Origin of the sequence: Nonomuraea lactucae (genome assembly GCF_003313395.1) — a bacterium.
GTDB lineage: Bacteria > Actinomycetota > Actinomycetes > Streptosporangiales > Streptosporangiaceae > Nonomuraea > Nonomuraea lactucae.
Genome location: NZ_QNFZ01000200.1, coordinates 1 through 25,208, shown reverse-complemented (window position 1 = coordinate 25,208; position 25,208 = coordinate 1). Strand labels below are relative to the sequence as shown.

Annotated in this window: 22 protein-coding genes and 2 pseudogenes; 15 read left to right on the top strand and 9 right to left on the bottom strand. The window is 72.6% G+C overall.

All coding sequences use genetic code 11. The annotated features are described in order from the left end of the window. Positions 1 to 147 precede the first annotated feature (147 nt). The 6 genes from dacB (at position 148) to DQW85_RS12635 (ending at position 7,851) form a co-directional block, all read left to right on the top strand. Positions 148 to 1,695: a D-alanyl-D-alanine carboxypeptidase/D-alanyl-D-alanine endopeptidase gene (gene dacB, locus DQW85_RS12660; protein ID WP_205315071.1), complete on the top strand. Its 1,548-nt coding sequence runs from the start codon at positions 148 to 150 to the stop codon at positions 1,693 to 1,695. 122 nt (positions 1,696 to 1,817) lie between these two features. Next, entirely contained in the window at positions 1,818 to 3,521 is a 1,704-nt protein-coding gene (locus tag DQW85_RS12655) for a dihydroxy-acid dehydratase (RefSeq protein ID WP_113700520.1), read from the top strand. Next, the gene (locus DQW85_RS12650; RefSeq protein ID WP_113700519.1) at positions 3,518 to 4,453 is read left to right on the top strand and encodes an NAD(P)-dependent oxidoreductase; all 936 of its coding nucleotides are present in this window, start codon (positions 3,518 to 3,520) and stop codon (positions 4,451 to 4,453) included. Before DQW85_RS12655 ends, DQW85_RS12650 begins: the two co-directional genes overlap by 4 nt. After that, on the top strand, positions 4,440 to 5,345 hold the full coding sequence (locus tag DQW85_RS12645) for a fumarylacetoacetate hydrolase family protein (protein WP_162794934.1): 906 nt from the start codon (positions 4,440 to 4,442) through the stop codon (positions 5,343 to 5,345). Before DQW85_RS12650 ends, DQW85_RS12645 begins: the two co-directional genes overlap by 14 nt. Beyond that, entirely contained in the window at positions 5,342 to 6,961 is a 1,620-nt protein-coding gene (locus tag DQW85_RS12640; protein WP_113700517.1) for an FAD-dependent monooxygenase, read from the top strand. Before DQW85_RS12645 ends, DQW85_RS12640 begins: the two co-directional genes overlap by 4 nt. Beyond that, positions 6,958 to 7,851, top strand: a complete 894-nt coding sequence (locus tag DQW85_RS12635; RefSeq protein WP_240197127.1) for a hydroxypyruvate isomerase family protein — start codon at positions 6,958 to 6,960, stop codon at positions 7,849 to 7,851. The genes DQW85_RS12640 and DQW85_RS12635 overlap by 4 nt, the downstream gene beginning before the upstream one ends. Here the strand turns inward: DQW85_RS12635 and DQW85_RS12630 are convergent. Continuing rightward, entirely contained in the window at positions 7,830 to 8,516 is a 687-nt protein-coding gene (locus DQW85_RS12630) for a GntR family transcriptional regulator (protein ID WP_113700516.1), read from the bottom strand. The genes DQW85_RS12635 and DQW85_RS12630 overlap by 22 nt on opposite strands. A 169-nt stretch (positions 8,517 to 8,685) precedes the next feature. Here DQW85_RS12630 and DQW85_RS12625 point away from each other — a divergent pair, with 169 nt between their 5' ends. Then, positions 8,686 to 9,510: an alpha/beta fold hydrolase gene (locus DQW85_RS12625; protein WP_113700515.1), complete on the top strand. Its 825-nt coding sequence runs from the start codon at positions 8,686 to 8,688 to the stop codon at positions 9,508 to 9,510. Positions 9,511 to 9,611: 101 nt separating this feature from the next. After that, a complete protein-coding gene (locus DQW85_RS12620; RefSeq protein ID WP_113700514.1) occupies positions 9,612 to 10,562 on the top strand; it encodes an aldo/keto reductase in 951 nt (316 codons plus the stop codon). 10 nt (positions 10,563 to 10,572) lie between these two features. Here the strand turns inward: DQW85_RS12620 and DQW85_RS12615 are convergent, their stop codons facing one another. Beyond that, positions 10,573 to 11,163, bottom strand: a complete 591-nt coding sequence (locus DQW85_RS12615) for a TetR/AcrR family transcriptional regulator (protein WP_113700513.1) — start codon at positions 11,161 to 11,163, stop codon at positions 10,573 to 10,575. Between the two features lie 162 nt (positions 11,164 to 11,325). On the opposite strand from DQW85_RS12615, the gene DQW85_RS12610 reads away from it, so the two are divergent. From DQW85_RS12610 to DQW85_RS12600, 3 genes are all read left to right on the top strand, one after another. Beyond that, entirely contained in the window at positions 11,326 to 12,669 is a 1,344-nt protein-coding gene (locus DQW85_RS12610; RefSeq protein ID WP_113700512.1) for an FAD-binding oxidoreductase, read from the top strand. 15 nt (positions 12,670 to 12,684) lie between these two features. Then, on the top strand, positions 12,685 to 14,730 hold the full coding sequence (locus DQW85_RS12605; protein ID WP_113700511.1) for an ATP-binding protein: 2,046 nt from the start codon (positions 12,685 to 12,687) through the stop codon (positions 14,728 to 14,730). 77 nt (positions 14,731 to 14,807) lie between these two features. Continuing rightward, positions 14,808 to 15,671, top strand: a complete 864-nt coding sequence (locus DQW85_RS12600; protein WP_162794933.1) for a sugar phosphate isomerase/epimerase family protein — start codon at positions 14,808 to 14,810, stop codon at positions 15,669 to 15,671. 18 nt (positions 15,672 to 15,689) lie between these two features. On the opposite strand, the gene DQW85_RS12595 is transcribed toward DQW85_RS12600, so the two are convergent. From DQW85_RS12595 to DQW85_RS12585, 4 genes and pseudogenes are all read right to left on the bottom strand, one after another. Further along, a complete protein-coding gene (locus DQW85_RS12595; protein ID WP_240197128.1) occupies positions 15,690 to 16,466 on the bottom strand; it encodes a GNAT family N-acetyltransferase in 777 nt (258 codons plus the stop codon). A 128-nt stretch (positions 16,467 to 16,594) separates the two neighbouring features. Then, on the bottom strand, positions 16,595 to 17,140 hold the full coding sequence (locus tag DQW85_RS46775) for a maleylpyruvate isomerase N-terminal domain-containing protein (protein ID WP_240197126.1): 546 nt from the start codon (positions 17,138 to 17,140) through the stop codon (positions 16,595 to 16,597). 80 nt (positions 17,141 to 17,220) lie between these two features. Continuing rightward, a pseudogene (locus DQW85_RS48180) lies at positions 17,221 to 17,463 on the bottom strand (maleylpyruvate isomerase N-terminal domain-containing protein); the annotation flags it as partial. 164 nt (positions 17,464 to 17,627) lie between these two features. Continuing rightward, positions 17,628 to 18,188: a sigma-70 family RNA polymerase sigma factor gene (locus tag DQW85_RS12585; RefSeq protein ID WP_205315070.1), complete on the bottom strand. Its 561-nt coding sequence runs from the start codon at positions 18,186 to 18,188 to the stop codon at positions 17,628 to 17,630. A gap of 160 nt (positions 18,189 to 18,348) precedes the next feature. On the opposite strand from DQW85_RS12585, the gene DQW85_RS12580 reads away from it, so the two are divergent. Together DQW85_RS12580 and glgX are read left to right on the top strand one after the other, a co-directional pair. Beyond that, positions 18,349 to 18,774, top strand: a complete 426-nt coding sequence (locus tag DQW85_RS12580; protein WP_113700506.1) for an OsmC family peroxiredoxin — start codon at positions 18,349 to 18,351, stop codon at positions 18,772 to 18,774. A gap of 33 nt (positions 18,775 to 18,807) precedes the next feature. Next, the gene (gene glgX, locus DQW85_RS12575; RefSeq protein WP_113700505.1) at positions 18,808 to 20,931 is read left to right on the top strand and encodes a glycogen debranching protein GlgX; all 2,124 of its coding nucleotides are present in this window, start codon (positions 18,808 to 18,810) and stop codon (positions 20,929 to 20,931) included. Between the two features lie 112 nt (positions 20,932 to 21,043). On the opposite strand, the gene DQW85_RS12570 is transcribed toward glgX, so the two are convergent. Then, a complete protein-coding gene (locus DQW85_RS12570; RefSeq protein WP_113700504.1) occupies positions 21,044 to 21,448 on the bottom strand; it encodes a hypothetical protein in 405 nt (134 codons plus the stop codon). 150 nt (positions 21,449 to 21,598) lie between these two features. Between DQW85_RS12570 and DQW85_RS12565 the strand changes: the two genes are divergently transcribed. Both DQW85_RS12565 and DQW85_RS12560 read left to right on the top strand, forming a co-directional pair. Beyond that, positions 21,599 to 22,333, top strand: coding sequence for a pyrimidine reductase family protein (locus DQW85_RS12565; protein WP_113700503.1), 735 nt, complete (start codon positions 21,599 to 21,601; stop codon positions 22,331 to 22,333). After that, positions 22,326 to 23,483: an ATP-dependent DNA ligase gene (locus DQW85_RS12560; protein ID WP_113700502.1), complete on the top strand. Its 1,158-nt coding sequence runs from the start codon at positions 22,326 to 22,328 to the stop codon at positions 23,481 to 23,483. Before DQW85_RS12565 ends, DQW85_RS12560 begins: the two co-directional genes overlap by 8 nt. A 42-nt stretch (positions 23,484 to 23,525) precedes the next feature. Here the strand turns inward: DQW85_RS12560 and DQW85_RS12555 are convergent, their stop codons facing one another. Both DQW85_RS12555 and DQW85_RS12550 read right to left on the bottom strand, forming a co-directional pair. Further along, positions 23,526 to 24,875 (bottom strand): ankyrin repeat domain-containing protein, encoded by a 1,350-nt coding sequence (locus DQW85_RS12555; RefSeq protein WP_240197124.1) that lies wholly within the window; start codon positions 24,873 to 24,875, stop codon positions 23,526 to 23,528. A gap of 53 nt (positions 24,876 to 24,928) precedes the next feature. After that, positions 24,929 to 25,208: pseudogene (locus DQW85_RS12550) on the bottom strand (hypothetical protein); the annotation flags it as partial.

Sequence of the window (25,208 nt, the reverse complement as noted above, 5' to 3'; positions counted from 1 at the left end):
GGCCGTCCTCCTTCCCGTCCTCTGAGACGGGAAGGAGGACGGCCCTGACTGCGGCCCACCTGTGTGAGGCGACCATCGCGTCGAGCGACGACACCGCGTAGGGCGGCAGGCAGATGCGGGCCGTCGAAAGGAGCGAGGAACCCCGGTATGGGCATGGCGCAGCGCGCGGTCAGCAGGGCCGTGGCCGTCGCGTTGACTCTGGCGCTCGCCGCCGGTTCGGCCACCGTGGCGGACATCGCCACCCCGGGCGTGGCCGACCTCACGCGCGACATCGACCGGATCCTGGGCGACTCACGGCTGTCCGGGGGACGCGCGGGCGTCGTCGTCAGGAGCGTCCGCACGGGTGAGCTCCTCTACCAGCGGGACCCGGACATGCTGTTCACCCCCGCATCCCTGGTCAAGCTGCTGACCTCGGCGGCGGCGCTGGACGCCCTCGGCCCCGGCTACCGCTTCGCCACCACCGTGCTCGCCTCGGGACGGCAGCGCGGCACCGTGCTGGAGGGTGACCTCTACCTGAAGGGCACCGGTGATCCGACCATGCTGGCCGCCGACTACGACGCTCTGGCCGCCCAGGTGGCCGCCTCGGGCATCAGAACCGTCACCGGCCGGCTCGTCTCCGACGACACCTGGTTCGACCGGGCCCGTCTCGGCGCGGGATGGCTGGTGGACGACGAGCCGTTCTTCTTCTCCGCGCAGATCTCGGCCCTGACCGCCGCCCCGAACACCGACTATGACGCGGGCTCCCTCGTGGTGAACGTCGCCCCGGGCGGCAGGCGGGGCGCCGCGGCCAGGGTGACCACGACGCCGCCGACCGATCACGTCTCCATCGACAACCGCGCGGTCACGGGGCGCCGGACCGACGTGGTCGTCGAGCGGCCCCGCGGCGCCAACAGGGTGGTCGTCACCGGCACGGTGGCCGGCCCGGCCAGCAAGTGGATCTCGGTCGACGATCCCACCGGCTACGCCGCCTCGCTGTTCCGGCAGGCTCTCGCCGCCCATGGTGTCGCCATCACGGGTGGCGGTGCTCGCGGAGCGGCGCCCAAGGCGGCCAGGAACGTGGCCCGGCATGCGTCCATGCCGCTGTCGGAGCTGGTGCGGCCGTTCGTGAAGCTGAGCAACAACATCCACGCCGAGGTCCTGACCAAGGCGATGGGACGGCAGGCGCACGGCGAGGGCACGTGGGAGGCGGGGCTGAGGGTCGTCGAGAGCTTCGCCGCGCGCCACGGCGTGCGGCGGGGCTCGTTGCGCGACGGCTCGGGCCTGTCGCGGCTGAACGCGGTGACGCCCCGTGAACTGACCGGGTTCCTCGTCTCCATCCGTGACGAGCCGTGGTTCGGCGCCTGGTACGCCGCCCTGCCGATCGCCGGCGAGGACGACCGCCTCGGCGGCGGGACCCTGCGCCGCCGGATGGCCCGCACGCCCGCGGCGAACAACGTGCACGCGAAGACGGGCTCGATGACGGCGGTCTCGGGGCTGTCCGGCTACGTGGACAGCTCCGACGGCGAGCCGCTCGCCTTCTCCATCGTCCTCAACAACCATCTGGCTCCATCCGTCAAGCGGGTGGAGGACGCCATCGCGGTCCGGCTCTCCCGCTACAGCCGCGACAGGATGGCGCGCGTGCCGGTGGACCGGATCCAGCCGGACCCGCTCCCGGCCGGCCGCGAATGTTCCTGGCAGAAACCCATCGCCTGCTGACACCGGTACGTCGCCCGCACGGCCGCCACGACTCCCACCGGTCCGCTGACGCCCGGTCGCCCGTTGACACACTGACATGTCACAAATATATTTCCAGCATTTCTACGTGCATGGAGGCTGGCATGTCGCAGCGCACCGTCGATCGCCGAGGGGCCGATCTGTTCGCCGACGAGGGGCGTGACGGTTTCCTCATGAGGGCGTTCATGCGCGGTGCCGGCTTCTCGTCCGAGCACGTGCGGCGCCGTCCGGTCATCGGCATCTGCACGAGCTGGAGTGAGCTGAACCCCTGCAACGCCGACCTTCGCCGGCTCTCCGAAGCGGTCAAGCGCGGCGTCCTGGCGGCCGGCGGCCTCCCGCTGGAGTTCCCGACGATCTCGCTGGCCGAGCCGTTCGTCCGGCCGACGACGCTGTACCTGCGGAACCTGATGGCGATGGATGTCGAGGAGATGATCAGCGCGAGCCCGATCGACGCGGTCGTCCTGCTCGGCGGGTGCGACAAGACGGTCCCCGCCCAGTTGATGGGCTCGATCAGCGCCGGCAAGCCGGCCATCATGCTGACCGCCGGGCCGCGCCCCACCGCCCGCCGGCAGGGGCGGCCGCTCACCATCGACGACATCTGGCCGCTCGCGGACCAGCGCCGCCAGGGCAGGCTCGACGATGACGAGTGGGCGGACCTGGAGGCCCGCCTCAACTGCGGCGTCGGCACGTGCAACGTGCTCGGGACGGCGATCACCATGGCGATGGTGGCGGAGACCCTGGGCATGGCGTTGCCGGGAAGCAGCCTGCCCCCTTCGGGCGGCGCGCAGCGGGCCGCCCTGGCCGAGGCGACCGGCGCCCGCGCGGTGGAGCTCGCCGGGGAGGGGGTCGTCCCCGCCGACCATGTCACACCCGAAACGCTGGAGAACGCCTTCCGGCTGGTCTGCGCGGTGAGCGGCTCCACCAACGCGGTCATCCACCTCGAGGCGCTGGCCGGGCGGGTGGGCCGCCGGCTGGGCGTCGAGGCGATGCGGGAGTGGAGCGCCACCACGCCGGTCCTCGCCGACGTCCGGCCGGCGGGGCGCCACCTGCTCGAAGACCTCCAGGACGCGGGAGGCGTGCCGGCCGTGCTCGCCGAGCTGGCGCCGCTCGTGTACCTCGGCGCCCGGTCCGGCACCGGACGGCCCTGGGCCGAAGTCACCAGGACCGTGTCGCGCTCCCCCGGTCCGGCTCTCCGCACGCTGGACGACCCGGTCTTCCCGGCCGGCGGCCTGGCGCTGCTGCGAGGCTCGCTGGCCCCCCGCGGGGCCGTACTCAAACGCTCGGCCGCGCACCCCGCGCTCTGGCGGCACCGGGGGAGGGCGGTGGTCTTCGACGGGCTCGCGGATCTGAACGCGCGCATCGACGATCCCGCGCTCGACGTGGACCGGGACAGCGTGCTCGTGCTGCGCGGCGTCGGCCCGGTCGGCGGGCCGGGCATGCCCGAGGTGGGGGAGCTGCCCATTCCCCGCAAGCTGCTGGATCAAGGGGTCCACGACATGGTGCGGATCTCCGATGCGCGCATGAGCGGCACCGGCGGCGGCACGGTGGTGCTGCACGTGGCGCCGGAGGCGGCGGCCGGCGGTCCGCTCGGCCTCGTCCGCGACGGCGATCTGATCGAGCTGGACGCCGAGCAGGGGCGCCTCGACCTGCTGGTCGACGCCGCCGAGCTGGCCGCGCGCGCCCCCGCCACCCCACCCGAACACCCGGCGCGCGGGTACGCGGCCCTGTTCCGGCGGCATGTCCTGCAGAGCGACGAGGGCTGCGACTTCGACTTCCTGCGGGCCGCGGCCGAGAGCGGAACCCGATGACCGGGGCGTCGGCGGCCGAGCGGCATCCGACGACCGGGGCCATCGGTTTCGTCGGGCCCGGCGCCATGGGAGGCCGGATGGCGGCCCGGCTGCTGGCCGGCGGGCACCGCGTCGTGGTGTACGCGCGGAGCCCCGCCAAGGTGGCCCGGCTCCGCGAGGCGGGCGCCACCCTGGCCGGTACGCCGGCCGAGGTGGCCGCCGCGACCGACGTCGTGTGCGGCTGCCTGCTCGACAGCGCGGCCGTGTCCGAGGTGTACCTTGGGGCCGAGGGCCTGCTCAAGGCCGCCCGGCCTGGTCAGATCCTCGTCGAGCACGCGACCTTCGATCCTCAGCTGAGCCGGCGGATCGCCGCCGCCGCCACCCGGATCGGCGCCGCGTTCCTGGACGCGCCGGTCACGGGCGGCCCGGAGGGCGCCGAACACGGTGAGCTGGTCGCGATGGCCGGCGGTGACCGATCCGCCTTCGACGCCGTCCGGCCGGTGCTGGCGGCCTACACCCGCGAGGCCGTGTACGTGGGCGGTCCGGGCCGTGGCCTGGAGCTCAAGCTCGTCAACCAGCTCCTGGTGGGCTGCCACGCCGCCGCGGCGGCCGAGGCGAGCGCCCTGCTCCGTGGCCTGGAGATCCCCCGGGAGACGGCGGAGCGAGTGCTGCTGTCGGGCTGGGGGGCCGGCGCCATGCTGGCCCGGGTGCTGCCGCGCGCCTACGACCGCGACTACGACAGCGAGGCCACCGTCGCGGGTCTCGACGCGGTCTTCGATCTGGTGGCCGCGCTGCTGGACCGCCAGGGCATCGAGGCCCGGCTCTTCCCCGCCGGACGGGCCGCCTTCGCCGCCGCGCTGGCCGGCGGCGACGGGGACCGCGACATCTCGGTGGTGGCCGAGTACTACGCCGAGGAACACTGGAATCAGGAGGAACCGCGTGAAACTCGTTAGCTTCGGTCCCCAGCGGGCGGAACGCCCCGGCGTTCTCGTGGATGACACCGTCGTGCCACTGGGGCCGCTGCTCGTGCGCCGTGGCTTCACCGATCTGGACACCAACGCGGTCCTCGCCCTGCTGCCGTTCCTGCAGGAGGAGATCGAGAAGGCGAGCGCCGACGCCGCCGAGCGGATCCCCGTGGCGGGCGTACGCCTCGGCCCGCCGGTGCCGCGCCCGGAGAAGGTGATCGTGGCGGGCGGCAACTACCAGTCGCACGTGGACGAGGCGGCCGGGAGGAAGAACGCGCCCTCCCCGTCCGAGCCGCTGGTGGTCTTCAAACCGTCCAACACGGTGATCGGGCCGGGTGACGCGCTCGTCCGCTCGGCGGAGACCGAGCAGCTGGACTACGAGACCGAGCTCGCCGTGGTGATCGGCCGCGGCGGCTACCGGATCCCTCGTGGCCGGGCGTACGACCACGTCGCGGGGTACATGATCTCGAACGACGTGACCGCCCGGGACCTGGCGTTCAAGGACGTGCACCTCCACCCGATGTTCGCCCAGCTGACCCGGGCCAAGGGCATTCCGACCGGATGCCCGACCGGGCCGTGGCTGGTGACGCGCGACGAGATCCCGGACCCGCACGACCTGCGCATCCGCTGCTGGGTGAACGGCGAGCTCCGGCAGGACGGCCGCACCAGCGAGATGATCGTGGACGTGCCGGGCCTGATCGAGAGCATCAGCAAGGTCGTCGAGCTCTCGCCCGGCGACGTCATCCTCACCGGGACGACCACGGGGTGCGGGGCCTTCCAGGATCCACCGAGCTACCTGTTCGGAGGAGACCGGCTGCGCATGGAGATCACCGGCCTCGGCGTCCTTGAGACGCCGATCGTCGACGAGGTCGCCAGGTGATCAGGACCGGCCTGCTGGTGGTCGGCGGGGGCCCCGTCGGCCTGTCCGCCGCGCTGCTCGCCCACCGGTTCGGCCTGTCCTGCGTGCTCGTCGAGCGCCGGCCCGAGGTCGCGCCGCACCCCAAGGCGCGGGGGGTGCGCAACCGGGCCATGGAGCTGTTCCGCCTCTGGGGAGTCGAGGAACGGCTGCTGGCGGGCGCGCCGCATCGGCCGCACAACGGCTTCGTCTACTGCGAATCACTGAGCGGCCAGGAGTACGGCCGCAGCCCGGCGCCCCCGGAGTCGAGCGAGCACAGCCCGACGGGCGATTCCCGCGTGCCGCAGGACCATCTCGAAGGCGTGCTCCGCGCCGAGCTGGCCGGCCTGCGCGGTGTCGAGGCCCGGTTCGGCGTCGAGCTGCGATCCTTCGCCCAGGACGCCACCGGTGTCACGGCCGACCTGCACGACCCGGCGTCCGGGGAGGACACCCGGATCCGCGCCGACTTCATGATCGCCGCCGACGGCGTGGCGAGCGGCGTCCGGGGCCGGCTCGGCGTCGCGATGGCCGGTGACCAGCTCGGCTACTGGCAGAGCGTCTTCTGGAACGGCGACATCTCCCGGCTCACCGAGCATCGCACCGCGATCCAGTATCTGACCGCGCCGGCGGCGGGCGGGTCCGCGCAGGGCTTCGTCACCGTCGCGCCGGTGGACGGCAAGGAACGCTGGATCACCTTCCGCATGCTGCCGGAGGGAACGGCCAGGCCGGGGGCGCTGACCGACGAGGCCGCGCGAGAGCTCGTCACCACCGCCGTCGGCGCCCCCGCCCAGGAGATCGAGATCGTGGGGACGGCGACCTATCTGGTGGCGGCCCAGGTCGCGGAGCGCTACCGCGACGGCCGGGTGTTCCTCGCGGGCGACGCGGCGCACGCGTTCCCGCCGACGGGCGGCTTCGGCCTGAACACGGGGGTCCAGGACGTGCACAACCTGGTCTGGAAGCTCGCGCTCGTCCTCCAGGGCGCGGCGCCGCCGGCCCTGCTCGACACCTACGAGGAGGAACGGCGCCCGATCGCCGCGTCCAACGCCCGGTGGAGCACCGCGAACGCGGATCGCTTCGCCTCCGTCTGGCAGCGAATCAGGGCCGGTGAGGCACTCGACGACGTCCTGGCCGGACAGCGGGCGCATGTCGGCTCGCTGGGGCGTGACCTCGGCTTCCGCTACCTGTCCGGCGCCCTCATCCCCGACGGCGGCCAGGGGGAGGCGATCCCGGCGTCGTACGCGCCGTCCAGCACCCCGGGCGTACGCGCGCCCCATGTGTGGATCACCTCGGAGGGGAGGCGATGTTCGACGCTCGACCTGTTCGACACGGCGTTCACTCTCATCTCCCGGTCCCGGGACTGGTGCGCGGACGCGACGGCCGCGGCGACGGCGTGCGGCGTCCCGCTGCGGACCTGTCTGGCGGGGACGGACGGCTTCGCCGTGGCGGAGGACACCTTCGAGGCCGCGTACGGACTGGGGGGCGACGGCGCGGTGCTGGTGCGTCCCGACGGGCACGTCGCCTGGCGGACGCGCCGGCCGCCGGCGCAGGCGGAGCCGGGACTCCGGGAGGTCTTCCAGCGCGTCCTGGGCGTGCCGGGGTGACTCGCCGCGACGCCTGGACGGCCACGTACGCGCCCAACCTGTCCATGCTCTTCACCGAGCTGCCCCTGGTCGAACGGCCCGCGGCGGCCGCCAGGTCCGGCTTCTCGGCGGTGGAGATGTGGTGGCCGTTCGACGTTCCCGTGCCGCCGGACCGTGCCCTGGACGGCCTGGTCCGCGCGCTGGACGAGGCGGGGACACGCCTGGTCTCGCTGAACTTCGACGCCGGTGACCTGGGGGCCGGCGAGCGCGGGCTGGTCTGCCGGGTGGACCGGGCGGCACGGTTCCGGGCGAACGTCGAGGCGGCGGTGGCGCTGGCCGAGGCGGCCGGATGCCCGGTGCTGCACGCGCCCTACGGCATCCCCGTGGCAGGCGTCGACCGCCGGGCGCAGGAGGAGATCGCCGTGGAGAACCTCCTCCTCGCGGCGGAGTCGGCCCACGCGATCGGCGCGGTCGTGGTGGTCGAGGCGCTCAACTCTCACGACAACCCCGGATACGGGATCGCCTCGATCGCCGCCGCCGCCGAGCTCGTCGCCGAGGTACGGGCACGCGGCGGCGCCGGCGACGTGGGCCTGCTGGCGGACGTCTACCACCTGCGCCGGATGAGGACGGACCCCGCGCTCGCGATCGCCCGCCACGCGCCGGACATCCGTCACGTGCAGTTCGCCGACGCGCCGCTGCGCGGCCGTCCCGGAACCGGTGACATCGACTTCTCCAGCGTGCTCGGCACGCTGACCGAAGTGGGTTACTCCGGGGCCATCGGACTGGAGTATCACCCTGGGGGTCCCAGCGCCGAGAGCCTGGCCGCCGCGCTCGCGGAGCTCGCGGACCTCGCCTCCCCGGCCCTGGGCCCGCTGGGGCGCGGCGGGGCTCAGACGCCGCCGAAGGCCTGAACCATGACCCGCGCGACCTCGGCGATGTGATCGCGCATGAGGCCGGTGGCGGCGTCACCGTCGCCGGCCTCCAGTGCCGCCACGATCTTCCGGTGCGCCCCGAGCTCGGCCTCCGAGGTGATGTGCTCCTCGACGCGCGGCATGAGATGGTGCAGCCGGCGCGTTTCGTCGAGGAGACCGCCGAGCAGCCGCTGTGCCCGGTTGTTCCCGGCCAGGCGGGCGAGTTCGAGGTGGAAGGCGCGGGCGAAGTGCAGCGCCGCGCGGATGTCCGCGGTGTCCTGCTCGGCCACCAGGTCGCGCAGCCCCGCGACCTCGTCGGGGGTTATCACCTCCGCCGCCGCCGACGCCAGCGTCGGCTCCAGCGCGGAGCGGAGAAAGAAGACCTCCCGCACGTCGTTCAGGCGCAGGGGACTGATGAGGTAGCCCTTCCGCGGCAGGATGGTCACCAGGCCGTCCTGCACGAGCAGGCGCAGCGCCTCGCGCACCGGAGTCTTCGAGACGCCGTATCTCTCGGCGAGCTCGGGCTCCATGAGCATCTCTCCGGGGGCCCACTGGACTCCGAGGATCTCCTCCCGCAAGGTGGCGTAGACCTGATCGGCGAGCGGCTGAGCCCGATCCTTGCGTGGCGGGGGGCCGTTTCTGATCGCGCGCTGGTGCTTGGCCACCTTTCCCGCCCTGGTTCCCTCCGTGTGAGATCAGTGTGAGATCTCACAAGTATACGAGCGCCCTCGGGGGCGTGGTCAGGTTTAGGTCGGTGAATGGACTGCCGACTGATCAATCGTGACCGGCAGGCTGAGGGATGGTCATCACCGATTCGCCCTCAGGAGTCGTGTCATGCGTATCAAGGTCAACGGAGTCAATCTCGAGGTCCAGGTCAGCGGGGAAGGGCCGGCGGTCCTGCTCGTACACGGATACCCCGACACCCACGAGCTGTGGCGCCACCAGGTGGCCGCGCTCAACGCCGCCGGATATCGTACGATCGCTCCCACCCTGCGCGGCTTCGGGGGCTCCGACAAGCCGAGGGACCTGGCCGCCTACGACATGGCCGAACACGTCGTCGACCTGCTGGCGGTCCTGGACCACTTCGGGGTGGAGCAGGCGCACCTGGTGGGCCACGACTGGGGGGCGGCTCTCGCGCAACTGGTCGCGGCCCACGTGCCCGACAGGGCCGTCAGCCTCTCCCTGCTGTCGGTGGGCCACATCAGCGCCGGCGGCCCGGAGGCCGGCCGCGAGCAGTACGAGAAATCCTGGTACATGCTGCTGTTCCAGTGCCAGGACGTGGCCGAGCAGGTGTGGAGCCACGACGACTTCGCGGGCCTGCGCATGTGGGCGGAGACGCACCCGGACCTGGAGGAGGTGGTCGCCCGCATGCGTGACCCCGAAGCCCTCTCCGCGGGATTCGCCATCTACCGCAGGAACATCCCGCCGCGGGCGTTCATCCCCGGGACTTTGCAGGCGCCGCCCATCGCGGTGCCCACCATGGGCGTGTGGAGCAGCGGGGACCGCTACCTCACCGAACAGTCGATGACCGGCAGCGCGAAGTACGTCACCTCGTCATGGCGCTACGAGCGGCTGGAGGGCGCGGGTCACTGGATGCAGCTCGACCAGCCGGAGAAGGTCAACGAGCTGCTGCTCGACTTCTTCATCTCGGTCGAGTGACTCTCTGAGCCCCATCTGGGCGCTGTTCGGTCTGTTGGATGAGCAGCGGTGCCGGCTAGCGTGCGCCGGTCGACTGTCGGGGTGCGCGAAACGGATGGTTCATGCGATACAGAAGGCTCGGGGACAGCGATCTGCATGTGTCGGCTCTCTCCTTCGGCTGCGGCAACTTCGGCGGCTTGGGCTCCGCCGCCCACCTGTTCGGGCAGGGCGACGACGAGAAGACGGCTCGTGCGATGCTCGACACCGTTTTCGAGGCCGGGGTCACGATGTTCGACACCGCCGACTCCTACGGGGGCGGCAGGTCGGAGGAGTGGCTGGGCAGGTGGCTGGCCGATCGCGGCGTCCGCGACCGTGTCGTGGTGGCCACGAAGGTCGGCAACCGGGTGGGGCCGGACCCCGGGGCGGCGGGCCTGTCGGAACGGCACATCCGCGGGCAGGTGGAGACCAGCCTGCGGCGGCTGCGTACCGACCGGATCGACCTCTACCTCACCCATGTCCACGATCCAGGCACGCCGGTGGAGGAGTCCGTGGCCGCGTTCGACCGCCTCGCCCGCGAGGGGAAGATCCGCTACTACGGCATGAGCAACTTCACCGGCGCGCAGTTGAGCGAGGCCGTGGCCGCGGCCGACCGCCTCGGCGCGGCGCGGCCGGTCAACCTGCAGGACGACTACAACCTGATCAACAGCACGGCCGCCTTTGCCGCCTGCGCCGCGGCGGGGGTCGGCTTCACCGCTTACAGCCCCCTCGCGGGGGGACTGCTGACCGGGAAATACCGTACGGGGACACCGGCGGGGTCGCGCCGGGCGCTGCTGCCCGGCTGGTACACCCACCACGGCGACGGGCACGTCCAGCGCGTCGCCGCCAGGCTGCAGGAGGTGGCGGCGGAGCGGGGCCTGCCGCCCGCGACCCTGGCCCTGGCCTGGGTGCTGGCCGAGCCCGCCGTCGTCTCCGCGCTCGTGGCGCCTCGTTCGCAGGCTCAGTTCGCCGCCCTGCTCGCGGCGCCGGAGGTGCCGCTCACCCCAGATGAGCGCGCTCGCCTCATCGCCTCCTGAACGCCGGCGGTTAGTCGTCCTGATCGAGCAGGATGCCGCGCAGGTGCCGGGTGAGCTGGCGGACGAGCTGCTCGTCCGACATCGAGGCCAGAGGTCCGCTCCTGAAGATGTAGCGGGAGAACGTCACCCCGATGAGGTGGGCGCCCACGGCCGCGACGCGTTCCTCCAGCTTCGGGCCCGGGATCACGTGCCGGTACATCTCCAGGCTGTCCTCCTGCATCACCGTGAACAGCCGTTTGGCGGTCTCCTCCTCCGAGGCCACCGCTCGGAGCATGGCCACGAAGGGGTCGCTGCCTCCGCTCTCGGCCATGCGGCGTACGTAGGCTCGGGCGATGCGCGCCGGCAACGTCTTGGGGTCACCGGCCACCTCCGCCATCAGAGTGCGGGGACTGGGAACCGCGGCGAGGAACAGTTGTTCCTTGGATCCGAAGTGCCGGAGCACGAGGCCGTGGGTCACTCCGGCCCGGTGCGCGACGTCGCGGACGGTCGTCTTGGCGAAGCCGCGCTCGGCGAAGGCGGCGCGGGCGGCTTCGAGGATGGCGGCCCTGCGCTCTTCGGGGGCCCGCCTGCGCTTCTTGGTCGGGGCGGCGTCCTGGTTCATGTCTTTTAGTGTACATGCGGTTACAGCAGATCCTGCGATCTGAGGCCCCTGACGCCGACATTTGGTGACCGGCTGGACACTAGTATACAGTTGCTACTGACCAATTGGTCATCAGTGGAGAGGGCGGATCTCCGAGTCCGCGCGGAGAACCCGGAGGCACCCATGCGCACCACCGACACCACACCACAGGGCCCTCGCCTGGCACTCCCCGAAGGTCTCGCCGCGATCGCGACACGGCCGGGTGACGACGGCTACGAGCGCGTACGGCACACCTACACCCGCCACGGTTCACCGGGCGCCGTGCTGAGCGTCCGCACCCCCCAGGACATCGTGGCCGCCCTGACCCATGCCCGCGACATGCGGGCACCCCTGACGGTGCGCAGCGGCGGCCACGGCATCAGCGGCCGCTCCACCAACCACGGAGGCATCGTCGTCGACCTCTCCCGGCTCAACGCCGTCGAGGTCCTCGACGCCCGATCCGGCCTGGTGCGCGTGGAGGCGGGAGCACGCTGGGGAGACGTCGCCGCGTCGCTCGCGCCCCACGGGCTGGCCCTGTCCTCGGGGGACACCGGGGACGTGGGCGTCGGCGGGCTGGCCACCGCCGGCGGCATCGGACTGCTGGCCCGGCTGCACGGCCTGACCATCGACCACATGCGCGCCGCCGAGCTGGTCCTGGCGGACGGCTCCCGGGTGCGGACCGACGCCGATCACGACCCGGACCTGTTCTGGGCGGTGCGCGGCGCGGGAGCCAACTTCGGGGTCGCGACGGCGTTCGAGTTCCACGCGGAGCCGCTGGGCGACGTGGTCGCCGCGATCACCGTCTTCGACGCCGGCGACCCGGCCGCGTTCCTGATCCGGTGGGGGGCCGCCGTCGAGGCGGCGCCCCGAACGGTCACCAGCTTCCTGACACTGGTGGGCGGCCGCGGGAGCGAGCCCGTCGCCCAGGCGATGACCGTGCACGCGGGCACGGACACCGAGGCGGTCCGCGAGGCGCTCGCGCCCGTGCTGTCCGCCGGACCCGTGCTGCGGAACCACGCCTTCGCCACCCCGTACCACCGCCTGCTGCCCGCGACACACGCGGTGCAGCAGGCGCAGCAGCCGCTCGCGGTGTCGCGGTCGGGGCTGCTGGAGCACATCACCGAACCCGCCGCCCGGGCCATCGCGGCGCTGCTGGGGGCCGGGCGCGCGCCCATGGTGCAGCTGAGGTCCGTCGGCGGGGCGGTCAACGACACCCCCTCCACGGCGATGGCCTACGCGCACCGCACGCAGAACTTCTCACTGATGGCCGCCACCCTGCCCGCGCTGCGTGAGAACCTGGACCGGCAGTGGGAGCGGCTCCACCCGCACCTCAAGGGGCTCTACCTGAGCTTCGAGACGGGCACCGGGCGACGGCGGCTGCGCGACGCCTTCCCCGGGGCGGTGCTGGACCGGCTCATGATCCTCAAGTCGCGTTACGACCCTGACCACGTCTTCGACAGCAACTTCGCACTGCCGTCGGAGGGCTGAGGGAGAGGAAAGAGGTTGGCAGCGGAAGAAGGCGGACTGGGGCGGCGCCTGGCGGCCAACCGGTCGCGGACCTTCGTGGGCCGTGCGGCGGAGCTGTCGCTCTTCCGGTCCGCGTTGGACGGGGACCCCGGTTCGTACCCGGTCCTGTACGTGCACGGCCCGGGGGGCATCGGCAAGTCGGGGCTGCTGCGGCGCATGGCCGAGGAGGCACGTGCGGCCGGGCGCACGGTGGTGGAGATCGACGGGCGGACGGTGGGCTCGCCGGAGGTGTTCGAGGCGCGGGCGCTGGGGGCGCTCGCCGGAGGCCAGGGCGTGCTGATGGTCGACACCTTCGAGCAGTGCCAGGGCCTGGAGGAGTGGTTGCGTGAGAGCTTCCTTCCCCGGCTGCCCGCCGGCGCGCTGGCCGTACTCGCCGGGCGGCGGCCTCCGGATCCGGCCTGGCGGGCCGACCCCGCCTGGGCTGGGGTGTTGGGGGTGGCCGGCCTGCGCAACCTGCCGCCGGACGACGCCGCCGCCCTGCTGGACGCCTGCGAGGTGCCCGCGCACCTGCACGAGGCCCTGCTGTCGTACGCGGGCGGGCATCCCCTGGCGTTGTGCCTGGCCGCCGAGGTCGCCTTACGGCATGGCGGCGACGCGGGGCGGTGGACGCCGACCCAGGACGTGGTCGGGACGTTGCTGGCGCGACTGGTCGGCGAGCTGCCGTCGGCGGCACACCGAAACGCCCTGGAGGCGTGCGCCCACGTGCGCTTCACCACCGAGGAACTGCTGCAGGCGGCCCTGCCCGAGCAGGACGTCGGGGAGCTGTTCGCCTGGCTGCGGTGTCAGCCGTACGTGGAGTCGGGTGGCGAGGGGCTGTTCCCGCACGACGTGGCGCGCGACGCTCTGGACGCGGACCTGCGCTGGCGCGATCCCGGGGGATACGAGGCCATGCACCACCGCGTCCGCGCCCACCTGGTGGAGCGCGCCCGGCGCGCCACGGGCCCGGACGTGCTGCCCGCCGCGCTGGATCTGAACTATCTGCATCGCGGCGGTGGCCTCATGCCGAGGTTCGTCACCTGGCGGGGCGACGGCGACGAGGTCGAGGACGCGTTCCGCCCGGAGGACAGGGCGGCCGTGCTGGCGCTGGCCGCCGAGGCCGAAGGGGAGGAGTCGGCCGCCGTCGTGGACTTCTGGCTCGACCGGCAGCCCCTCGCCTTCCACGTGCACCGGCGGCCCGGCACCGGCGAGCCCGTCGCGTTCATGGCCTGGCTCCGGCTGGCGGAGCCGCGCGAAGACGAGAACACCGCTGATCCGGTCGTGGCGTCAGCGTGGGAGCACACCCGGGCCGCGGGACCGATCCGGGAGGGTGAACATGTGGCGCTCGCCCGTTTCATGGTGCACCCGGCCGCTTACCAGAGGCCCTCACCCGTCATGGATCTCATGTTGATGAGAGTCCTGGCCGGGTTCATCCAGGCGGACCGCATGGCCTGGTCCTACGTCGTCCTGACCGATCCCGGGTTCTGGGCGCCGTTGATGACCTACGCCGATCACCGCGCGATCGAGGCGGCGCCCTCCGTCGCGGGCCGGGCCCATGCCCTGTTCGCGCACGATTGGCGGGCGGTGCCGCTGGAGCCGTGGCTGGACCTCGTCGGCTCGCTGGAACTGTCCGGCCCACGGGAGGGCGCGCCCGGGCGGGCCCGCGAACTGGCGGTGCTGTCACGGCCCGAGTTCGACACGGCGGTGCGCGACGCCCTGCGCGGATGGCATCACGCGCGTGCCCTCGCGGCCAACCCGCTCACGCGCAGCCGGCTCATCGCCGACCGGCACTCGGCCGGCGATCCGGCCGAGACGCTGCGCGAGGTCGTGGTGGACGCGGTCGACGCGCTCCGCGAGGAGCGGAACGGGGCGAAGCTCCACCGGGCCCTCGCGACGACCTACTTCCACGGCGTTCCCCGGCAGGAGGCCGCCGCCGAGCGGCTGGGACTGCCGTTCAGCACCTACCGCCGGCACCTCGACGTCGGCGTTAGGCACGTCTGCGACCTGCTGTGGGATCGCGAGCTGCATGGGGTGACAACCGCGTGAGAACCGGATGGTCTGGCGGCTGGTAACCACCTCCGTCCAGTGTGTCCCGCGTCATCTTCGACACAGAGGAGTGGGGCATGGACACAGAGACGCATGTCATCGCCGCGTACGGCACGCTGGCCGGGCCTGTCGAGCTGGGCGGCCGGGAGTGGAGCACGTTCGACTGGGCCGACCGGTGCGGCCGGGCGGCCGAGGCGGGCCTGCGCGGCCTCGGCATCTGGCACGCCGACTTGGAGCACCTGCTCGAACGGCGCAAGCCGAAGGAGATCAGGCGGATCTTCGATGACCACGGTCTGGACCACCTGGAGCTGGAGTTCCTCACCGACTGGTTCCTCGACGGCGACGAGGAGGCGCGGCGGCGCAAGGACCTGCTGTTCGAGGCGGCGGCGGAGCTTGGAGCGCGGCACATCAAGGTGGGTGACATGTTCGGGAGGTCCTGCCCTCCCGCCCGGATGGGCGAGCGGTTCGCGGGGCTGTGCGCGGAGGCCGCGGATCGCCACGGCGCCCTGCTCGTCTACGAGCCCATGCCGTTCGGCGCCGGCGCCGCCCCGCTCGACGACGCCCTGGAGGTCGTCGGCGCGGCCCGCACCGGGAACGGCGGGCTGGCGCTGGACACCTGGCATCTGGCCAGACTCGGCGTCACCCCGGACGAACTGCGCCGGGTGCCACCGCACCTGCTGGCCTACGTCGAGCTGAGCGACGGCACGGCGGGCAACGGGGACGACCTCCTGCTGGAGGCGGCCACGCGGCGCCGCTTCCCCGGCGAGGGCGACTTCGACGTGGCCGGGTACGTCCGGGCGGCGCGGGAGATCGGCTACGACGGACCTTGGGGGGTGGAGGTCCTCTCTGCCGACCTGCGGGACACGCCGCTGCGGGACATGGCCCGCCGCGCGTACGGGAGCGCCGCCGCCGTGCTCGCGCGACCGGAGGCGCGGCCCTGACGACGCGCGGCGCGAGCTTCAGGACTGGGCCGGTGAGAACATCCGGTACGCCGCCACGGGCTCGAAGCCCATCCGGCGGTACACGCGCTCGCCGATGAGGCTGGGCTGCAGCGTCGCGACGCGAAGGCCCCGGTCAGCGGCTTCCCGGAGTGCGGCGGCCGTCAGGGCCGTCCCGATCCCGCGGCGGCGGTACTCCTCGGACGTGGTGACGACGTAGACGCCGGCGACCCCACGCCGATCCAGCAATGCGGCCGTGCCGACGAGTTGCCCGTTCACCCTGCCGGCGAACCGGACGAGACTCCCCGGCTTGTCCGGCCGCCGCGTCTCGGCCAGGACGACCTGGCCCAGCTGATCCGGTGCGACAGCGAACGAGGGAGCGTAGGCGTGCGCCCATTCCCGGAGGGTGTTCGGGCCCGTCACCTGTTCGATCTCCAGCCCGGGAGATCCGTTCACCTCGTCCAGTCCGTTCACCTGGTCCAGACGCACGGCCATCACGGGCAGGGTCCCGATCTCGACGGCGCCGGTGGCCCGCAGATGGTCGGCCAGATCGGGACGACTGTCCGGCCCGACCCACCACATCCACGGCACGCCGGCGAGCCGTCGCTCCGCCTCCGCGACGGCCTCGTTCAGGGACGCGCCGTGCCCGACCCTGAGCACCCCGTTCAACTGGGGGTGGGACACATCGCTGCGAAACAGCGTCAGGTCGCGGTCCGATCGGTCGGCGCTCCCCCAGCCCAGCCAGTAGTCGCGCGCGTTGGCCAGCTGGGCGTCGAGATCAACTATCGAGTCGACCATGGTCACGGTGGGACACTCCCCTTCTCGCTCCGACATGTTCGTCGGCAGAGTCGGGCAGCGAAGTATCCGGTCGACAGCCCGTTTTCTGGCCAGTTGCGGGCGAGAGACCGGGGCCGGGGTAGTCCGGTCTAGGGGCCGGAGAGGGCCGGAGAGGTGGACAGGACGTCGCGGGCCAGGGACAGGTCGCCCTCCAGCTCCGCCGGGAACGACGCGGGGTCGCCGCGCCCGCCCAGCAGGAAGCAGAAGTCCACCACGTCCGCCGTGATGTGCGCCTGTGGCTCCGCTGGGGCGGTGTCCTCCACGCCGAGGGGAACGTGCCACTCCCCGCCACCCGGCCCCGTGAGCGTGAGCGTGATCGCCCGGCCGCCGCCGTCGAGCCCCGACAGGAGCATGGTCCACGGGAGCAGGCGCGCGCAGAGGTCGGCCGTGGGGTGGATGTGCTCGGGGATCGGGTGCGGCAGGCGGACGCCGGCCGTCCTGGCCGCGTCGTCGGTGTGGATCCACGTCTCCAGGCAGCGGGCCAGGATGTGGTCGCGCACCGGGGACTCCACGCCGTCGAGGCGCGCCTGCGAGGCCGGGTCGAGGCCGGCCAGGTGGCGGCAGAGGGCGTCGGCCTGGGCGCGCCAGTCGCGCCTGGTCTGCTCGGGGCTGCGGGCCCGCTCGTACGCCTGCACGTCCGCGGTGCGGCCGAGCGCGTGAGGCGCGCCTGCGAGGCCGGGTCGAGGCCGGCCAGGTGGCGGCAGAGGGCGTCGGCCTGGGCGCGCCAGTCGCGCCTGGTCTGCTCGGGGCTGCGGGCCCGCTCGTACGCCTGCACGTCCGCGGTGCGGCCGAGCGCGTCGGTGGCCGCGACGGGCGGGCCGAGCACGGGAGCGCCGACCGAGGCGGCGAGCAGGCCGTCCTTGGCGGCCAGGTGGGCGATCAGCTCCTGCAGGGTCCAGCCCTCCACGATGACGCGCGACCAGTCGTCGTCCACGGCCGAGGCGAGCAGGGCGTCCATGGCGGCCACCCGGCCCGCGTACGGCTCGGCCCACGGGGCGGTGCGGGCGGCGGGCCTGCGCCTGGCCCTGGCCCCGGCCAGCAGTTGCGGCCGGAGGGAGCCGGTGTGCTCCTCGGCGCCACCCTCCATGAGCGCGTCCAGGTAGAGACGCTCTACAGGCTCCATCACACCTCCTCCTCGGCCAGCGCGTCAGCCAGGCGCCGCAGCGCCAGCCGGATCCGCGACTTGGCCGTGCCCTCGGGCACGCCCAGCTCCTCGGCCACCTGGCGGTACGTCCTCCCACCGTAGTAGGCCAGCTCGACCGCCTCCCGCAGGCCGTCGGGCAGGGCCGTCACCGCCTGCCGTACCCGCTCGGTCTCCTCGGCGGCGAGGAGCGCGTCCTCCAGCCGGGCGGGCGGCGGCTCGAAGAGCCGGGGGCCGAGCGTGGAGACGCGGCGGCGCTCCTCGGCCCGCACGTGGTCCACCGCTCGGCGGTGGGCGATCGTGGCCAGCCAGGCGCGCAGCGTGCCGCGGTCGGGGTCGTAGGCCAGGGGCCGCTCCCAGAAGACCAGGAACACCTCCTGGGTGATGTCCTCGGCGATCACCCGGTCCCTGGTGACGCGCAGCGAGAGACCGAAGATCAGCGAGGAGAGCCGGTCGTAGACCTCGCCGAGTGCGGCCTCGTCGCCGCCGATCACCCGCTGGTGCAGCAGGCGGTCGTCGTACGGCGCCTCCACTGGCACCACGCTCCCGTGATCCGGACCAAGGCGGCGGGTGGGCCGCGACCCGAGCATGCCACTATTCGCGTGAAAAGCCGAGACGGATGACAGACCTGGGGCGGACTTTGTCAGGTCGCCGCTCTCGGTCGCGATAGGGTCGAGGAACGACTACGGAAGGAGCAACTCGATGGCTACTACTCGCACCGCCACCACCCAGTGGAAGGGCGCCCTGCTCGACGGTTCCGGCACGGTCTCGCTCGACACTTCTGGTGTGGGCACCTTTGAGGTCTCCTGGCCGTCCAGGGCCGAGTCCGCCAATGGCAAGACCTCGCCTGAGGAGCTCATCGCGGCTGCGCACTCCTCATGTTTCTCGATGGCGCTGTCCCATGGCCTGGCCGGCGCGGGCACGCCGCCGGAGGCGCTGCGCACCAGTGCCGATGTGACGTTCCAGCCGGGTGAGGGCATCACCGGCATTGTGATCACCGTTGAGGGCCACGTGCCCGGCATCACCGCTGAGCAGTTCCAGGAGGCGGCCGAGGCCGCCAAGGCCGGCTGCCCGGTGAGCAAGGCCCTGACGGGCACGACGATCACGCTCAACGCCCGGCTCCTCTAACGAGACCGCGATCGCGTGCGACAATCGGGTCACATGCGCGAAGTCTGGCCGGGCGAGCCCTATCCACTCGGCGGCACCTGGGACGGGGTCGGCACCAGTTTTTCGGTGTTCTCCGAGGTGGCCGAGCGTGTCGAGCTGTGCCTTTTCCACGATGACGGATCAGAGGAACGCGTCGATCTCCCCGAGGTCGACGGGTTCGTCTGGCATGGCTACCTTCCGGGTGTCACGCCGGGCCAGCGCTACGGCTACCGGGTCCACGGTCCCTACGACCCGTCGCACGGACACCGGTGCAACCCGGCCAAGCTGCTGCTGGACCCGTACGCCAAGGCGATCGACGGCGACCTGACGTGGAACGAGTCGGTGTTCCCCTACAACTTCACCGACCCGTCAAGGCTCAACACGGCCGACAGCGCCCCGTTCATGCCGAAGAACGTGGTCATCAACCCGTTCTTCGAGTGGGGCAACGACCGCGCCCCGCGCACCCCCTACCACCAGACGGTGATCTACGAGGCCCACGTGCGCGGGCTCACCATGTGCCATCCGGCCGTGCCCGAGGCGCTGCGCGGCACCTACGCGGGTGTCGCGCACCCGGCGGTCATCGACCACCTGCTGTCGCTCGGGGTGACGGCGATCGAGCTGATGCCGGTGCACCACTTCATCCCCGAGCACTTCCTGGTGGCGCGCGGGCTGACCAACTACTGGGGCTACAACACGGTCGCCTACCTCGCCCCGCACGGGCGCTACTCCAGCGCGGGCACCAAGGGCGAGCAGGTGCTGGAGTTCAAGGCCATGGTGCGGGCGCTGCACGAGGCGGGCATCGAGGTCATCCTCGACGTGGTCTACAACCACACCGCCGAGGGCGACCACATGGGGCCGACCCTGGGCTTCAGGGGCATCGACAACACCGCCTACTACCGGCTGCACGACGGCGACCGGCGCTACTACCTCGACTACACCGGCTGCGGAAACTCGCTGAACGTCCGGTCCCCGCACGCGCTTCAGCTGATCATGGACTCGCTGCGCTACTGGGTGCTGGACATGCACGTCGACGGGTTCCGCTTCGACCTCGCCTCGGCGCTGGCCCGGGAGCTGCACGACGTCGACCGGCTGAGCGCGTTCTTCGACCTCATCCAGCAGGACCCGGTGATCTCGCAGGTCAAGCTGATCGCCGAGCCGTGGGACGTGGGCCCCGGCGGCTACCAGGTCGGCAACTTCCCGCCCCTGTGGACGGAGTGGAACGGCAAATACCGCGACATCGTGCGAGATTTCTGGCGGGGCACGCACTCGGCGCTCCCGGAGTTCGCCTCCCGGCTGACCGGCTCCGCCGACCTCTACGCGACCTCCGGCCGCCGTCCCGTGGCCTCGATCAACTTCGTGACCTGCCACGACGGCTTCACCCTCACCGACCTCGTCTCGTACGACCGCAAGCACAACCTCGACAACGGCGAGGACAACCGTGACGGCACCGACGACAACCGGTCCTGGAACTGCGGCGCGGAGGGCCCGGTCGAGGACCCCGAGATCGTCCGGCTCCGCCAACGCCAGCGCCGCAACTTCCTGACCACGCTCTTCCTGTCGCAGGGCGTGCCGATGCTCTCCCACGGCGACGAGATAGGGCGCACCCAGCGCGGCAACAACAACGCCTACTGCCAGGACAACGAGATCGCCTGGATCGACTGGTCGCTCCTGCACGCCGAGTCCGATCTGCTGGAGTTCGTCCGCAGGCTGTCGCGGCTGCGCCGGGAGCACCCGGTCTTCCAGCGCCGCCGCTTCTTCCACGGGCGCGACCCGGAGGACGGCAGGCGCGACCTGGTCTGGCTGACGCCGGGCGGGGCGGAGATGACGGCCGGCGACTGGCACATCGGCTACGCCAAGTCGCTGATGGTCTACCTCAACGGCGAGGCCATCACCGAGCCGGGGCCGCGCGGCGAGCGCATCGTGGACGACTCGTTCCTGCTGCTGATCAACGCCCACCACGAGGACATGACGTTCACCCTGCCGGGCGAGGAGTTCGGCAAGACCTGGCTGCCGGTGCTCGACACCAACGACGAGTCGACCCGCGACGACGCCTTCCCCGACGAGCAGTGGTCCGCCGGTGCCCTGGTCGCCGTCACCTCCCGCTCCATCCAGGTCCTCCGCCAGCCCCGCCCCGCCTGACCGGGCCTGTTCGGTAAGGCTCGGCCTCCGTACGGCTCGGCCTCCGTACGGCTCGGCCTCCGTACGGCTCGGCCTCCGTACGGCGCGGCCTCCGTACGGCGCGGCGTTCGGCTCAGCGCGGCCGGAGCGTGCTCGCGGTGAGCAGCACCAGGACGAACGTGGCCACCCCGGCCAGGCCGTGCAGCGCCACGGCGACCAGCGGGAAGCGGCGCTCGGCGCCCCGGGCGTGCCGCCCGCCTCCCAGCCACCGGGTGAACATCACGAACCCGAGCAGCGCCGCCACCGCCAGCACCCCGAACGCCGTCCACGCCAGTGCCCGGTGGCCGGTCACCAGGTGCGCCGCCCAGCAGCCCAGCGCGCCCGCGGCCAGCGCGGGATGCGAGAAGAGCAGCGCCTTGGGGAAGCGGGTGACCTTGGTGGTCTGCTGCCGCAGCCCGCCGCCCGACAGCCACACGTAGAGTAGATAGATCCCGACCAGCGTGGTGAACGACCACGTCACCGTAGTGACCAGCCCCACTGGGCCTCCTTCGGTCCCGATCTCTGCCGACACGTTATGCCCATCACTCCCCGTATGCCACCTGATACCGAAAAGTGCGCTGTCTCGTATCACTTGCCGCAAAGGCGGACGTGCCGGCCGGTTGTCGGGGCTGTGTGCCAAGGTAGAGGGGTGCGTCGCATCCATCCGGACATACAGGACGATCCACACATCGAGCAGGCTTACGCCTACCCGGCGGGGCGGCCGTGGCTGCGCGTCAACATGGTCGCCAGCGCCGACGGCGCCACGTGGGTGCAGGGCCGTTCGGGCGGCCTGTCCAGCAGGGGAGACCGGCGGATCTTCGCGGTGCTGCGCGGCCTGTCCGACGTGATCCTCGTGGGCGCCGCCACTGTCCGCGCCGAGGGCTACGGCGCTGTCAAGCCGCGCGAGTCGTGGCGGACGCTGCGCGCCGGCCGGGCCCCGGTCCCGCCCATCGCGGTGGTCACCCGCAGCCTCGACCTCGACCTCGACGGGCCGCTGTTCCAGGGCGCCATGTCGCGCACGATAGTCGTCACCTGCGAGGCCGCGCCCGGCGAGCGCCGCAAGGACGCCGCCGCCCTGGCCGACGTGATCGTGGCCGGCGAGAGCGAGGTGGACCTGGCGGAGGCCGTGCGCGAGCTGCACGCCCGCGGCCTCACCAAGGTGCTGTGCGAGGGCGGTCCGCGGCTCAACGCCCAGGTGGCGGCTGCCGGGCAGCTCGACGAGCTCTGCCTCACGATCAGCCCGATGCTCGTCGGCGGCGGCGCGGCGCGCGTTCTCGACGGCGGGCCCGCGCAGGCCGGGCTGAGGCTCGGCCACGTGCTGGAGGAGGACGGCGTCCTCTTCTGCCGCTACACGAAGGAGCCGAAGGAGCCGACCGATGACTGAGCCCACCACTCCGGTGCCGGCCGTCGCCGAGGTGGAGCCGGAGCCGGTGCCCAACCTGCCGGTGCGTCCGCCCGTGCCGCCCATGCTGGCCAAGCCGGTCAAGGCGATGCCCAAGCAGGACGGCACGCTGAGCTACGAGCCGAAGTGGGACGGCTTCCGCTGCATCGTCTTCCGCGACGGTGACGAGGTCTACCTGGGCAGCCGCAACGAGCGGCCGTTCACGCGCTACTTCCCCGAGCTGGTCGAGGCGGTGCGGGCGGAGCTGCCCGACCGGGTGGTGGTCGACGGCGAGATCGTGCTGCCGCGCGGCTCCCACCTCGACTTCGACGCGCTGCAGCAGCGCATCCACCCGGCCGCGTCGCGGGTCAAGATGCTGTCGGAGGCGACACCGGCCTCGTTCGTGGCGTTCGACCTGCTGGCGCTGGGCTCCGAGTCGTACATGGAGGCGCCCTTCTCGGAGCGGCGCGAACGCCTGGAGGGGATCTTCGGCGGCGCCGGCACGTCCATCCGCCTGACGCCGGTCACGCGCGACGACGCGCAGGCGGCCGAGTGGTTCGAGATGTTCGAGGGCGCGGGGCTCGACGGCATCATCGTCAAGCCCGGCGACCAGCCGTACGTGCCCGACAAGCGGACGATGTTCAAGGTCAAGCACGAGCGCACCGCCGACGTGGTGATAGCCGGCTACCGCGAGCACAAGACCGGGCCGATCGTGGGCTCCATCCTGCTCGGCCTCTACGGCCCCGACGGCAGGCTCCACCACGTGGGGGTGGCCGCCTCGTTCCCGATGGCCCGCCGGGCCGAGCTGGTCGAGGAGCTCAAGCCGTACGTCGCCGACCTGGCGGAGCACCCCTGGGGCCACTGGGCCGAGCAGGCGGCCGCCAACGTCGGCCAGCCCGCGGCGGGCCCCGCGAGGGGCGGCCAGCGGGTGCCGGGCGCGGTCTCCCGGTGGAACGCCAAGAAGGATCTGTCGTTCATCCCGCTCCGGCCGGAGCTGGTGATCGAGGTGGCCTACGACCAGATGGAGGGCGACCGGTTCCGGCACACCGCCCAGTGGCGGCGCCTGCGGCCCGACCGCACTCCCGAGTCGTGCACGTACGAGCAGCTCGAGCGGCCGATCTCGTACAACCTCGACGACATCCTCGCCCGCTGACGGCCCGCCGGCGCGGGCGCGCCGGAGTCGTCGCCGCTCTCCTCAGAGCTTGGCGGCGGCCTCGGTCGCCAGTCCGCGGGCGTATTCGTCGTCGCTCTCGGCCAGCACCCGCTCGACCCCCCGCGCCGCCCGCGCGTCACCGCGCTCAGCCAGGCCACGGGCGGCCTCGGCGACCGTGCGGAGGTCCGTGTCGTCCAGGCGGGCGGTCAGGGCCTGGCGGATCTCCGGGGTGTCGGCCGCCAGGGAGGCCAGGCCGGAGGTCGCCCAGTCGCGCACCTCGTCGTCGGCGTCCTCCGTCATCGAGACCAGCAGCGCCAGCCCCTCGGCGTGGTCGGGCGGCAGCACGTCGGCCAGCGCGATCGCGTCCGTCATCGTGCGCCTGTGCCCGGGGCGGCCGACGATGTCGAGGACCTGTGGCAGCCCACGCGGGTCACCCTGGTGGCCGAGCGCCGACAGCACCGAGCGGAGCACCTGCGGGTTGCTCTCGGTGGTGGCCATCCTCTGCAGCAGGGGCAGGGTCCGCTCAAGGTACGGCTTGGCGTCCTCACTCACCCCGAACTGGGCGATCGCGTCCACCCCGAACTCCCGCTCGCGGGCGTCCTCGCTGACGCACAGCCTGGCCAGGGCCTCGTACGTCTCGTCGTCGGCCCGCTTGCCCAGCGAGTCGGCCACGACCCACCACGTCTCGGCGTCCTCGTCGGTGTCGCGGTGCGCCAGAGCCCGCGCCACGAGCCGCTCGACCGGCGAGTAGACGCCGGAAGCGTCCTCCAGCAGCGTGGCGACGGCGGCGTGACCGCGCTGGGCCTGCACCTGCTCGGTCTCCGACCCGTCGGCGGAGCGGCCCGCGACGGTGACCAGTTCGGTGCCGTCCTTGGCGAACTGGCGCGCCACGACGTACTCCCAGCCCTCCTGGCCGATCTGGTCGAGCAGCGCGCTCTCCAGGTGCACGCCCACCCAGTCGGCGGCGATGTCGAGCGGGGTGTCGCCGTCGCCGTCGAACTTCTCCGCGTCGGCGCCGCCCTCCAGGAGCGCCCGCACCGCGCCGAGCGCGCCCCGCCTGGCCGCGAGCGTGAGAGGCGTGTCGCCGTCGTCGGTGGCGGCGTCGGCCTCCGCCCCCGCCCCGAGCAGCAACCTGGCGGTGTCGGCGTGGCCGTTGGTGGCGGCCCAGTGCAGCGCGGTCCAGCCGCCGCTCTCGCGGCCGTTCACGTCCGCACCGGCCGCCAGCAGCGCCTCGGCCACCTCCACGCGGTCCCAGGCGGCGGCGGCGCACAGCGGCAGCCCCTCCTCCTCGCCCTCGCTTACCTGGTTGGGGTCGGCGCCCGCGGCGAGCAACTCGCCGACGTTGTCCGACTCGCCGTTCAACGCGGCCCGGTAGAGCTTGTCCTCATGCATGAAAGGGACACTAGCCTGCTCCGGCACCCCTCCGGACCAGGCGCGGCGACGGCTCAGGAGGAGGGGCAGAACCAGCCGCGGGTCATCGTGTCGGCCGCCTCCTGGACGCGCGGGGTCCAGTCGGTGTTGACCGACAGGACGAGCTGCCGGCCGCCGTCCCCCCTGGACAGCGGCATGGTCGAGACGATTCCGCCCGCCGCTCCGGCGATGGTCGGGTTGAAAGCGGTGGCCCCCCGCAGGCCGCCGCCGGGCGAGGTGGTGTAGCCGAGCGCGTGCGGCGCGGGCAGGCGGACGTCGCTCCGCGGCGGGAGCGCGGGCGGACGAGGCGGCCCG

Bases quoted from the DNA above. Each gene is read 5' to 3' on its own strand.
- dacB (WP_205315071.1), top strand. From the start codon at position 148: ATGGGCATGGCGCAGCGCGCGGTCAGCAGGGCCGTGGCCGTCGCGTTG.
- DQW85_RS12655 (WP_113700520.1), top strand. From the start codon at position 1,818: ATGTCGCAGCGCACCGTCGATCGCCGAGGGGCCGATCTGTTCGCCGAC.
- DQW85_RS12650 (WP_113700519.1), top strand. From the start codon at position 3,518: ATGACCGGGGCGTCGGCGGCCGAGCGGCATCCGACGACCGGGGCCATC.
- DQW85_RS12625 (WP_113700515.1), top strand. From the start codon at position 8,686: ATGCGTATCAAGGTCAACGGAGTCAATCTCGAGGTCCAGGTCAGCGGG.
- DQW85_RS12620 (WP_113700514.1), top strand. From the start codon at position 9,612: ATGCGATACAGAAGGCTCGGGGACAGCGATCTGCATGTGTCGGCTCTC.
- DQW85_RS12615 (WP_113700513.1), bottom strand. From the start codon at position 11,163: ATGAACCAGGACGCCGCCCCGACCAAGAAGCGCAGGCGGGCCCCCGAA.
- DQW85_RS12610 (WP_113700512.1), top strand. From the start codon at position 11,326: ATGCGCACCACCGACACCACACCACAGGGCCCTCGCCTGGCACTCCCC.
- DQW85_RS12600 (WP_162794933.1), top strand. From the start codon at position 14,808: ATGGACACAGAGACGCATGTCATCGCCGCGTACGGCACGCTGGCCGGG.
- DQW85_RS12595 (WP_240197128.1), bottom strand. From the start codon at position 16,466: ATGGTCGACTCGATAGTTGATCTCGACGCCCAGCTGGCCAACGCGCGC.
- DQW85_RS12580 (WP_113700506.1), top strand. From the start codon at position 18,349: ATGGCTACTACTCGCACCGCCACCACCCAGTGGAAGGGCGCCCTGCTC.
- glgX (WP_113700505.1), top strand. From the start codon at position 18,808: ATGCGCGAAGTCTGGCCGGGCGAGCCCTATCCACTCGGCGGCACCTGG.
- DQW85_RS12560 (WP_113700502.1), top strand. From the start codon at position 22,326: ATGACTGAGCCCACCACTCCGGTGCCGGCCGTCGCCGAGGTGGAGCCG.
- DQW85_RS12555 (WP_240197124.1), bottom strand. From the start codon at position 24,875: ATGCATGAGGACAAGCTCTACCGGGCCGCGTTGAACGGCGAGTCGGAC.